The sequence below is a fragment of the Microcoleus sp. PH2017_24_DOB_U_A genome (assembly GCF_020738205.1).
Classification (GTDB): domain Bacteria; phylum Cyanobacteriota; class Cyanobacteriia; order Cyanobacteriales; family Microcoleaceae; genus Microcoleus.
Map to the genome: position 1 here is coordinate 17,229 of NZ_JAEQCT010000076.1, position 12,201 is coordinate 29,429.

The window sequence follows — 12,201 nt, forward strand, 5'->3', positions numbered from 1 at the left end:
GTATCATATTATCACAGTGAACTGACGCTGACAACCTCGGTTTCTGCCAGAACTAGGTTTTTTGAGCCACCAAAAACTGATAAAGTCCGAGGTACTCCTGTCGTGGAGAGATCAAAATTTTATACTCCTGTTCCTGCTCCCAGATTCATCTGTAGAGTAAATCTCAAATTTCAAGTCTCAAATCGACTGACTGCTCGACTCAGGTGAAGCAACCGGGTTTTGGGAGCGAGAGCGTGTCATTAATAAAATTGGCAGCAGCCAACAACAACTCACAAAATTTCTTATCGATCATACTTTTCCGGGAAAAATAAAATTTAGTTGATGATAGCTGGCAGCCGAATTGTAAAAGTAGAACCTTTTTCCAACTCGCTGGAAGCGGTAATATCTCCGCCCATCATTTCGCAGAACTTCTTAGTAATCGTCAGCCCCAAACCAGTGCCGCCGAACCTCTTAGTAGTTGAGGAATCGGCTTGGGTGAAAGGCTCGAAGATTTTGACTAACTGTTCGGAACTCATGCCAATACCAGTATCTTTGACTGTAAAAACAATCCAATCTTGAGAGGCAGACCAGGAATACGAGCTATTTTCTAAGGGGTTAAGTCCTCTATAGGCTCCTTGTTTTTTGCGTCTCTGGGAAGCCTCGGCGGGGGTTTCGGCGCAGCGGGTAACGGTGAAACTAATCGCGCCCGAGGAAGTAAACTTCGAGGCATTACTGAGGAGGTTGAGCAAGGACTGGCGGAGTTTAGTTAAGTCGCTCTGCATCGAGCCAATATCCTCAGGGCATTGTATTTCTAAGATATTGCTATTTTTGTTTGCCATCGGCGCGATCGTGCCGACAACTTCCTGCACCAGATTTAAAATGGTGAAGGTTTCGATGTGCAAGTCGATGTGACCTGCTTCAATTTTAGTGAAGTCGAGAATATCTTTAATCAGCCCTAGCAAGTGCTGGCCGGCAGTGTTAATTTTTTGGAGGTCGTCGATGAACTCTTCGGCATCGAGGTCTCGGGCATCTTCTTGCAGGAGCTCGCTGTAGCCGATGATCGCATTGAGGGGGGTTCTGAGTTCGTGACTCATGTTGGCGAGAAAGATGGTTTTAGATCGATTGGCAGTTTCGGCTGCTAATGCGGCGCGACGGAATTCTTCGGAACGCAACCGTTCGGTGATGTCGCTGGTCATGATTAAAACGCACTGAGTGCTGCCGAGGTCGATGAGTTCCCCTGACATCAGCCAGTCGCGCACTTCGCCGGCTTTGGTGCGAATTTTGATTTCTTGGTTGCCGATCGAATTTTCTTCCCGCAACACGTTGGCTAGCCGCCGCTCGTCTTCTGAATTGACCCACATTCCTAAATCGGTGGGGGTGCGGCCGATACATTCCTCCCGCAACCAGCCTAAGGATCGCAAAAAGCTGTCGTTGGCATCGAGGAAGCGGGCGTCTGTGAGGGTGCAGATGCCGATCCCAACAGGAGAAGCGTGAAAAGCCTTGGAAAATCTTTCTTCTGAAGAATTCAGGGCGGCTTCGGCGCGCTTTCTATCTGTGATGTCTTGGACGGTGCTGGTGATGTAGAGGGAGTTGATGGCGGCTTGTTCGCAGACTGTGCGGCTCCTCCCGTCGGGGAGTAGCAGCCTGTAGTCGATGCTGTAAGGCTGTTGCTGAAATATAGCAGCTTCGATCGACCTTTTGACCAATTCTCTATCTTCGGGATGCACGTATTTCAAGAAGGCTTCGAGGCTGGGATCGAAAGTTCCCGGGCGTTCTCCCAGGATGCGATAAATTTCTTCTGACCAACGCAATTGCTCCGTGTTGCGATCTAAGTCCCAGTTGCCTAGCTGGGCGATGCGCTGGGCGTTGGCGAGGCTGGCTTCGCTGGCGCGCAGGGAGACTTCTGCTTGGTGGCGTTCGGCGACGGTGGCGGCTAAGACTAGGCCGGTAACGGCGATGACGGCGATGAAGGCTTGCAGGGATAACAGTGCTTGGGGGATGCTGCTGGCGTGTTTGAGAAAGGGGCCGCTGCCTCGGGCGATGCCCCAGATGGCGAAGCCGCAGAGGATGAAGTTGGCGAGGGCCGTGTAGCGCTGGCCGAATCGAAAGGCAGCCCAAACTACTAGGGGAAATGGTAAGTATTCTAGGGGATAGCGAGCGTAGGCCGCGCGGGTGCGGGAACAGAAGACGAGCCAGCCGATCGCTAGCAGCAGCAGCAGCCAAATAACTCGTTCAGCTATCTGTTTGCGATGGGTGGGGCTTTTGGGTAATTTGTGCCACGTCAGCAGCAGGGGGGCGACGAGCAAAATTCCCATCGCGTCTCCTACCCACCAAGTACCCCAAATCGTCCCAAAATTGCTCCAGCTAGAGAAACCACTTACGCACACGATGATGCTGCCGATGGTGGAGTTGATTAGGGTAGATGCTAAGGCTGCTAGTCCGACTATTCCTAAAACGTCTTTGAGTCGATCGAGTCCGGCGCTAAAGTTAATGCGCTGTAGCAGATAAGTTCCCGTCCACGCTTGCAAGGCTCTGGCGCCCGCTGAGATCAAAGCAGTGCCGATGCTGGCCGCCGGTGCGCTCATGATGAACAGGAAGGCGCCGATCGCAATTCCCGGCCACAGTTGCCGCCCAAACAGCAGCAGAGCGACTTGAGCAATTCCTGCTGCTGGCCACATGGGGTAAATTTCTGAACTCAGGGTGAGGGTGGCAATGGCGAATTGCGATGCCAAATAGTAGATCAGGGCGATCGCCCCTACTGCGAAGAAGTACCGCCAGGAATGTCCTTTGATTGCGTTAAGGAACTTTTTCTGCATTGTCGTTTGGGGAAAAGGTGGATGCTGGTTTTGGTATCAGTAGGTGGCACGGGACAGGCACGGGGTAGGAAAAATCTTTCTATTAGGCGATCGTAGGTCAATCGATTTTAGATTTTAGATTTTAGATTTTAGATTTTAGATTTTAGAGGCGACCCCACGGATAAATTCGGGGGAAGAGAGGATTTTCGATTTTAGATTTGGGATTGATTCCACGGATAAATCTGGGGGCTTGTACCACATACAGAAATTCGCTTGTCATGGGTGGTAGGTAGGGAATAACCTGTTGAGATAATTTTTTGTGGAGCCGTTGAGGGTTCTGTTTTTTTTGCTGTGCGACCGCATCTGGGCATAAATTTCGGGAGCCTCTGTTTTTTGCCAATATATCTGTGATGGCTAAGCATTCGGTCTGTTAATTTTTGGTTTTCGCTAAAGATTTATGACCGAGCGACTGCGGGTGTCTGTTCGTGTCGGGCGATCGCAACTCTATTCACTCTAACATCTTGCACCATGGTCAATAATATCTAACGAACCGATAACACCCACGCAACATCTGAGCTTTCAGGTAAGTGCGGGGCAAGAAACTCGGTTTCTGATTGTAAGTGCAGGTTGGAATGATTTTCATGAGATTTTCAACCAATTAATCGAGTTAATCGTTAATCGTTAATCGGGGAGCATCTCATTTTTGTAAAAAGCATTTTTTTCTTATAGTGCGAGCTGTCGCGAGCTGGCGTATTATACGATACGCGAGCGGGGACGCTCTCACTATCTATCTAAATGCAAAACTGAGATGCTCCCGTTAATCGAGCCTTCAAGTCTTTCGTCGAATACAGTGAAAACAAAGAATTTACATCAAAAAAACATTTTCTATTTTTCTGTGATTGTTGCCAGAGAGCGATTGTCGAATTTCGTAAAGTAATCGCCATTTGTCTTATTAATTACCAATGACTAATGACTAATGACTAATAACGTTCGCGAGCGGGGACGCTCGCAAAACATGACTAATGACTAATAAGGTTCGCGAGTTATTAAGTTCGCAAAACATGACCAATGACCAATGACTACTGACCAATGACTACTGACCAATGCCCAATGCCCAATGCCCAATGCCCAATGCCCAATGCCCAATGCCCAATCTCACTTGACTGCAATATCTAAGGTTAATGTCAAACGGTCTTGAGCTTCTTTAAGAGCGTCTTGGGGGTTGCGGCCCAGAAGAGTTGCTTCTATGGCGCGGCCAAGGTTTTCTGACACGCGAGAGTAACCAGAGATAATTGGGCGCGATCGGGCTGAGTTCATTTGTTCTAAAAATACTCCCAAAACAGGATTTTTTTTCACAAAACTTTGATAAGTTCGGCTCTCTCTCGATTTTAAGTTAATTGGTAAGTAACCTGTGCCGAACGCCCAGGCTGTTTGGAATTCTTCGCCAAGAACGTATTCTAGGAATTCAAGGGCTGCTTTTTCGCGTTCTGGCGAGGTTTTCATTAAAAATAGGTTTTCACCCCCAACAACAGTGGCGGAGCGCTTGAGGGCGGGTATAGGCATCACTGCATAGTCGATCGCGCTTTGCTGCAATTGTGCTAGAGTCCACGGCCCGGTGATTTGCATTGCGACTTTACCCGCGATGAAGTTATCGAGTTCGTAACCGCGTTCGGGTGCTGACAGTATTCCCGAACCTTCTGTTAACAAGTCCTTCCACAATTCCAAGGCCGCGAGAGAACCCGGGTTGTCTATTTGGGGTACGGGAGTTTGAGATGTTTCTCTCACGAGTTCGCCGCCTGCGCTGAACATGAACGGCAGCCAGGTGAATACTGTCCATTCTCCTTTGCCTAGGGGGAGCACTATGCCGTGTCGATCTGTGCGTCCGTCTCCGTTGGTGTCCTGTGTGAGCGATCGGGCTGTTTGCTTTAATTCTTGCCAATTCTGCGGCACTTTTTTAATTCCTGCTGCTGCAAACAAGCTGGGACGGTAAAATATTCCTGTATTGTTGGTGGCGAGGGGAATTGACCAAGTGTGTCCGCCGAGTTCCATTGACTCGAAAAGTGAGGGATCGATTTCGCCTTTGATGGGGGATTTGTCGAGCCAGTTTTCTAGCGGTTTAATTGCTTGGAGTTCTGCTAGTTTGCCGGCCATTGTGGCAGTATTCCACAGCAAATCTGGCGGTGCATTTCCTACTATTGAGGTAAGAATTTTTGGCAGTTGTTGGTCGGGCTGGCCGATGTAAATTTGTTCTACTTGGATGTGGGGATGCGTTTGGTTGAATTTGTCGGTGAGGGTTTTAAATACGTCGCGATTGGGCGGGGGATTGATGCCGTGCCACAATGTGAGTTTAATTTTATCGCTATTTTGGGGAATATTTTGACAGCCGCTTAATATCAGTAGATTTAAGGCAAGTAAAATGCACGCAACTCGTTTGACTTGCATTTTAAGTGCTTTGAGAAGTTTGGATAAAATCATTTTTTAGCTTTGCTTAGAGGGAAGAAGATTTTTTAGCAAGCGCAGGTGGTTAGAGGTGGGTGAAACTGGTTGAATCTCAGAATTTTTCCGAAGTTGATTTGTCTCTAATTCGGAGGTATTTTGAAACAAAATTGTCAAAAATTTGCCTCCTATAGCGGTTCTCAAAAAAGTCAGGTATGCCCTATGCCCCATGCCCTATGACCTATGCCCATGAGTACCTCATCTTTCTGACAAAGGATATAGTGTATCTTGCGGGCACATCCGATCGCAAGAAATTGCTGTCAGGTGCGATCGATCTTTTGCCAAGTCAGGCATTTCGACGCGCGCGAATGCGAGAATTCGGTTAATAGCCATTGGCTGACTTGTTCGTTATGAATATATTACCAGAAAGAATTGGTTGAAAGCCCGCCCGCCGGAGCGGGAGAAATTAAAATCAGACTATTCATTACTCCAATCCTCTTCGTTCTAGGTCAACTGTCAACTGTCAACTGTCAACTGTCAACTGTGGTTGTGCGGTATCTGCCAACAAGCTGCGACTGGCTAGCTGCCGCATATTCAAGGATTTTTTCATGTTTTGGCAGATATGATAAAATCGATACTAGCAGTAAAATTGGTGAATCAGATGACAAGTTTTAGTGTAGAACAGTTAGATTTAACTTTGGAAGAATGGATGCAAAATCCTCCTGACGGGACGGAGTGGGCAGACGGTAAAGTGATAGTCAAACATCCTGTAGAATTTGTGAATGGAGAAGTAGTAGGGAAACCGGGAATGACTGCAAAGACTCGTCGCATTCAATCAAAGCTCGATTATTACTGGAGAAATTACATGATCTCAAGCGCCCAAGGGGGTGAGGTTTATGTGGAAGTCACTTGTCAAACTCTGAAAAAAGGGCGGATACCAGATGTATCTTATATTACTCCTGAACTGTTAGCACAAGTTGGAGAGTTTTCAGTTTTGCCGCAGAGTTTTCCGCTGGTAGCTGAGATTGTTTCGCCTAGCGATTTTGCTGATGATGTTTTTGCGAAAGCACAGGAGTATTTAGAGTCTGGTTGTTTGGAAGTTTGGCTGCTATTTCCAAAGAGTAGTTGGGTGTTAGTAATTACTCAAGGTGCGACAGTTTTATTTAAGCCTGGTGAGGTGGCGAAGACTCAGCTTGTGTTGCCCGGTTTTAGTGTGGCGTTGGATGAGTTGATGGCGTAATTTTGCGGTTAAAACAACACGTCTCAATCACTTCTATAACTAATTAAAATTTTTAGATAAAAGCCTTTAATTGTTGACATAAATAAATATCTATATCTGTCATTGCGAGGAACGAAGCAATCTTAGTCTTGGCGATTGTTTCGTTTCTCCCAATGACAACCTTCCTTAATTTAACTTTATAAATCTATATCTACCCTGTAAAATAACTTTTTGTAGCCGTCATATATAAATTTGAAAATTTACGCTACAATCAAGACATCGCTATGATTTTGGTGACTCGCCATGAATAATCATCTTCCCGATGCCGGACAAAATAGCCCGCAATTTCAACTCAATGATTTTCTGCAATCTTTGGGCATCGACACGCCGCATACCGTTCAACATTCAGATCCACATTTAGACCTGAGCTTACCACAAAATCATTTACTCGATTACTCTCAACAGCCTAATTTTGTTCACACGAACCAACCAGACATTTTACCAGATTTCTCTCAATCTGGATGGACAGACTATCCCCAACATCAAGACTTTTCTCACCAACATCAAGACTTACATCAAATATCAGCCCTAGACTCACAGCATCTAAATCACCCAGTCAACCAACCAGAAATCATTCCAGATTTCCACCAATCTGCATGGGTTGAGCACCCGCAACATCAAGACTGGCATCAAACATCAGCCCTAGATTCCCATCACCAACAACCTTGGACGGTCAACTCATCCTATGCAACTGTTCCTGGGGGCGATCGTACCATGAACGGCCCCCACATAGACATCCGGGATGACGGCCACATTTATCTGCATCAGCTAAACGGTCACACCGTTGATGTCGGTGATGTTCGAGGGCATACAATGTATAATTCATCTGGGTGGGAAGTCGGTTACTTCAAAGACAATGGAGAAGTCTATAAATATAACTATTCCTCAGCGGACAATTTTATCGGGAAAATAGAGAATGGTCACATTTATAATGTAGACCATAAAGAAATAGGACGCGCCGATACAAATCTAGAGGGTGCAGCCCACCTATTATTTGCAGTGGGAGGCGGCGCAAAAACTTAATTGATGAATCATGGTTGCGCGACGGCCCAGAAACCGGGTTTTTGGGGAGAATCTCACTTTTGCTTTACGGTTCGTAGTGAGGACTTTAGTCCGCATTTCTGTCGGGTAGACGAGAGGCCCAGAAACCGGGTTTTTTCCCAAATACTTCGTTATTACGAAAAAACTCCCGAAAAAACCCGGTTTCTTGGAGACAAAGTAATACCAAGTATGAAAAATCAATGCAACAATAATATTGGTAGGGTGTGTCGCCCTTGATAATACAAAAAAAACAGAAAATCTTACAGCGACGCACCAGCGTGACAATACTTGAGTACACAAACTCAACTAAGATTTTTTAAATTGGTATACTTGGGCCAGCTTTAGTTAGGGCAGATAAAATTACTGCCAACGAGTCAGTTTTTGACAGGAAGTTGGGCGAATTACCATCATAATTGAGCAAATTAGTCAGTTTAGCTTTGAAATTTTCTCTTAATCTTGTCAACTTTAAACATTAACCACTGGAGGAAATATTATGACCAAAGCATTACCAGGAAAGAAAGGAATTTGGGATCACATAAAAGATACTTCCAAATCCATATTTATGCCAGAGAAATATCGGCAAGACCGCCAAGCAGAAACTGGCATATCTATTGCTACAATTAATTCAGAAACTGCCATTGATAACGCCAACAAACAACGAGAATTACAACAAAAAATTACCATCGTTCAAAACTTGCAACATCAAGCTAGTCTTGATGTGACAAGAGAACAAGGCGATTTAAACCGAGGCTTGCAGAAATACCTCGCCGAAATGAATATCGCATTTCAAGCCCATGAAGGCACGCTTAACCGCGAATTACAAGACAAATTAGCCCGACTCAATCGGGATTTTCAAGCCAATGAAGGCAAACTCAATCGCGAACATAGCGCCCAACTAGAAGTTTTTCGCGCTGAATTGCAAAAATTCTGCATCGCCGAACAGCGTCAAATCCAATTAGAATTAAAACAGTTAGACGCACTTTTAGCACGAGAAATTGCTCAGGTAAATCGCGAAACAGCAATTGTCGCCATTGTCAAGCAAAAAAACTTAGAAAATTCGCCGATTCTAGTTACCGCTGAAAACATTATTGCCAACATCAATCCCGAAGATACTCCGATTTTACGAGTTTTCTTGTCACCGCCAGTCTTGACTCACGATGCTGCTAAAGGAAATCAAAATTTTCCGGTATCTGAGGAGTTTTTAAGCAATTATTTGCGAAACTTCCTAGATAAGTATATGAGCGATGGTCGGCCAGTACAATTTATGGGCGGTTCTTGGCGGACTAATGTTTTTCGGGAAGAAGCGGCGGCGGAAAACTTATTTGCAGGTTTGCGCGTGATTCCTACTCTGATTTTAGACTCATCTGCTACCCATGATAAGTTTTATCTGCGTTTTGGCTTTTGGCATATTAATTTCACAAAGTATCGCTACAAAACTCCAATCAATCAGTTACCTTGGGTTGAGACATTGTATGATTTTGCCAAACAACGGGCGGTCAATTGGCAAACAAAACGACAAGCGTATATTGACTCTGGTAAACCTGTTGCTGATTTCGATCTCCGTTTTGGTGAAAAAGCAGTTAAACGCCATCAGCAAAATTTACGAATCTTGGAAATTGAACGGGATGCCCTGGAAGATGGAGAAGATTTAAGCGAAATTAATCGTCCCTATGAACTCGACAGCAAAAATGATTATAATGATTTAGCAGAATTTATTGGCATTTGCCATGCTTTAATCGCGGGCTTAATTGTTGATGAATATTGTCTGATGTTTTTGCCTCCAGATGAGCGAAAAACACCTTTTTTACCGCAGTTACTCCCGGAAATGTTGGCAAAGATGCCCGCCGATGAACAGAATATTCTGACGGAAATTGCGGTTGGTTATTATCAGGGATTGTATGATTATTTGGCTGAAGAAGAGTCGGCACTGATTGCTGATTTGCGTTTGGATTTAGCTGTCTCACTATTGGTTTTGGCTGACAAGCAGTGGGCTGCTGCACAGTTGTATTTGTCTGTTCAAGATTGGTTGAGGCTGCATGGTTTGGCGATTCCTGAACAAAGTCAGTTATTAAATGTTTTGGCTGCGGCTTTGACGGTTGATGATGAACCCTATGTAACTAAGCTAAATCAATGTTCGCGAGGTTTGGAGGCGAGTTTACAATTAAGCATCATTGAGTGTTGTTGGCAAAGGGGTTTGCAACGGGCGAAAAATGGGGAATATTCGGCGGCGATTGCTGATTTTCATCAGGTTTTGCAGTTAGATGGTTCTCGCTTTGAGGCGAATTTGCAGCGCGGTTTGGCTTACTATCAAATTGTGGAGTATCAGGGCGCAATTGCTGATTTTGACCAAGTATTGCGGCTGAATCCGAATGAGGCGAGTGTTTACCACTATCGCGGGTTAGTTTATCAGAAGTTGGGAGAGTTGGAACGGGCGATCGAAGATTTTAATCGGGCGTTGCAAATCAATCCGAGTTTACCGGGTGTTTTGCATATTCGCGATGTGGCTTTGGCTGTATTGGAGGAGAGAAAACGGGAGGCGGAAGGGAAACGCCAGCGTCAAGCAGCAAAGGAAAGGGAACGCCAACGCCAGCAAGCAGAAGCGGAACGTTTGCGTCGGGAGGAAGAAGCTAGCAAAGGTAAAGCATTTATTTTTGAAATTATCACGGTGGATAAGTACGGGAAACAAACTAGCAAGCAGTCGGGGAAGGCTTATCAAAAAGAGGAAGATTTGGGTAATGGGGTGAAACTGGAAATGGTGCATATTCCAGCGGGTAGTTTTATGATGGGTTCACCGTCGGGAGAAGGTAACGATAATGAACGCCCGCAGCATCCAGTAACTTTTGCCCAGCCATTCTATTTAGGGAAATATGCCATTACTCAGGAACAGTGGCAAGCGGTGATGGGCAATAACCCATCGTCTTTTAAAGGTGGGAAACGGCCTGTGGAACAAGTAACTTGGAATGATGCGGTAAGTTTTTGTCAGAAGTTGTCTGAGAAAACTGGAAAAACCTATCGTTTGCCGAGTGAGGCTGAGTGGGAATATGCTTGTCGGGCAGGTACGACAACAGCTTTTCACTTCGGGGAGACTGTTACTCCAGATTTAGTTAATTATGACGGCAATAATCCCTACGGTTCTGCACCAAAAGGACTTTATCGTCAAGAAACTACTCCGGTGGGAAGTTTTCCCCCGAATGCTTTTGGTTTGTACGATATGCAGGGCAATGTTTGGGAATGGTGCGCTGATCCTTGGCATGGTAATTACAATGGCGCGCCATCTGATGGTACTTCGTGGACAACTGGCGGAGATAGTAACCGTGTGCTGCGTGGTGGTTCGTGGTTCGACGTTGCGGTCAATTGCCGTGCTGCCAGCCGCAACTACGACTCTGCGGGCTTCTTTGCTCTTTTGCTCTTTTGCCCTTTGCTCTTTTTCCTCTTTTCTCTCTGGCGCGAAGCGCTAAAAAAAATTTTTTTCAGGAATTGGGCATGGCGGTGAGAAACCGGGTTTTTGTTTTAAGATGGGGTTGCGGCGCACAGATTTTGCCAAAAACCCGGTTTCTTTAGGCGGTTAAACTCATATCTTGCACCAATTCAATTAGGCATTTTTCGTGGGATTGGGGCGGGTTTATTTAACCTATCTGCTTCGTTTAAAGCTGTTGGCGAACCCGCCCCTTGTATCTTAAAAGAGTCAGGCGATCAAACCGTAGACCGCAGGCTATAGAACCGAAGACACGGTTGTAATCAAACCGCAGACACGGTTGTAACTGAATCCTAACACGAGTAAATATAAAGAAACCATTAAAGTTTCTTGCCTATAGGTACAAATGACAGTAGAAAGTGTTGTGATCGGACATCAGAAATTGGTGAAGTTGGCCCGCCCCGAGTGACTATCACAAGTCTGTTGTGTAGATAAGCTCCCATTACTGATGACAGGCGCATACAAAAAAACTGGACAGTATCTTAGGCGCTCGTTTTCACGGGACAGCCTGCATTTATAAGGTTAGTTAAATTGCCTGTCATGTTCTTTCATACAAACAGGGAGCTTGGAGCAAACAATGACACCGACATTTTTAGGCATAGATATCAGTAAAAAAGACTTTCATGTTTTTTTACTGAAAGAAGAACGTGGCTCAAAACCCAAAAAGTTCACGAATAATACCGAAGGGTTTGAGAGCTTAAATCAGTGGCCGGGAAAACAAGGTGTTGAAGAACTTCATGCCTGCATGGAAGCCACGAGCATTTACGGGGATGCCCTAGCTGAGTTTCTGTATGAAGCAGGCGATCGCGGTGAGTGTGGTTAATCCGGCTCGGATTAAAGGGTTTGCTAAAAGCGAACTTTTACGTACCAAAACTGACTCTGTAGATGCAGCATTGATTGCTCGTTTTTGTGCGGCGATTAAACCGTCATTTTGGAAGCCAACTCCGCTCGAAGTCAAGGATTTACAAGCTTTATTGCGACGACTAGAATCTTTAACCGAGATGTATCAACAGGAAGAGAATCGTTTGGAAACAGCTACAGAAACCGTAGCTAAACTTACGAAAGCTCATTTGGAATACATTAAAGAACAACAAGCCGAAATCAAAAAAATGATTAGCGATCATTTTGACCAACATCCGCATTTAAAACAGCAGCGCGAGCTGTTGACTTCGATTCCAGGTATTGGAGAACAGACG

At 45.4% G+C, this 12,201-nt stretch carries 8 protein-coding genes; 5 read left to right on the top strand and 3 right to left on the bottom strand.

Annotation, left to right across the window (positions count from 1 at the left end):
- Nucleotides 1–314: 314 nt before the first annotated feature.
- The 3 genes from JGK07_RS21535 to JGK07_RS21545 form a co-directional block, all read right to left on the bottom strand.
- Entirely contained in the window at nucleotides 315–2,795 is a 2,481-nt protein-coding gene (locus JGK07_RS21535) for an MASE1 domain-containing protein (RefSeq protein ID WP_293225363.1), read from the bottom strand.
- 1,134 nt (nucleotides 2,796–3,929) lie between these two features.
- Nucleotides 3,930–5,249 carry an ABC transporter substrate-binding protein gene (locus JGK07_RS21540; protein WP_293225365.1) on the bottom strand — a complete coding sequence of 440 codons (1,320 nt, stop codon included), beginning with the start codon at nucleotides 5,247–5,249 and terminating at the stop codon, nucleotides 3,930–3,932.
- 219 nt (nucleotides 5,250–5,468) lie between these two features.
- Nucleotides 5,469–5,603 carry a hypothetical protein gene (locus tag JGK07_RS21545; RefSeq protein WP_293184189.1) on the bottom strand — a complete coding sequence of 45 codons (135 nt, stop codon included), beginning with the start codon at nucleotides 5,601–5,603 and terminating at the stop codon, nucleotides 5,469–5,471.
- A 229-nt stretch (nucleotides 5,604–5,832) separates the two neighbouring features.
- Here JGK07_RS21545 and JGK07_RS21550 point away from each other — a divergent pair, with 229 nt between their 5' ends.
- The 5 genes from JGK07_RS21550 to JGK07_RS21575 all read left to right on the top strand — a co-directional run.
- Nucleotides 5,833–6,450, top strand: coding sequence for a Uma2 family endonuclease (locus JGK07_RS21550; protein WP_366055511.1), 618 nt, complete (start codon nucleotides 5,833–5,835; stop codon nucleotides 6,448–6,450).
- A 282-nt stretch (nucleotides 6,451–6,732) separates the two neighbouring features.
- Nucleotides 6,733–7,512, top strand: coding sequence for a hypothetical protein (locus JGK07_RS21555; RefSeq protein ID WP_293184185.1), 780 nt, complete (start codon nucleotides 6,733–6,735; stop codon nucleotides 7,510–7,512).
- Between the two features lie 511 nt (nucleotides 7,513–8,023).
- Complete coding sequence (locus tag JGK07_RS33250) at nucleotides 8,024–11,023, top strand: SUMF1/EgtB/PvdO family nonheme iron enzyme (protein WP_366934320.1); 3,000 nt, start codon at nucleotides 8,024–8,026, stop codon at nucleotides 11,021–11,023.
- 559 nt (nucleotides 11,024–11,582) lie between these two features.
- A complete protein-coding gene (locus JGK07_RS21570) occupies nucleotides 11,583–11,828 on the top strand; it encodes a transposase (RefSeq protein ID WP_293192440.1) in 246 nt (81 codons plus the stop codon).
- The coding region (locus tag JGK07_RS21575; protein WP_293225373.1) for a transposase at nucleotides 11,797–12,201 on the top strand (405 nt) is incomplete at its 3' end. The genes JGK07_RS21570 and JGK07_RS21575, both read left to right, overlap by 32 nt.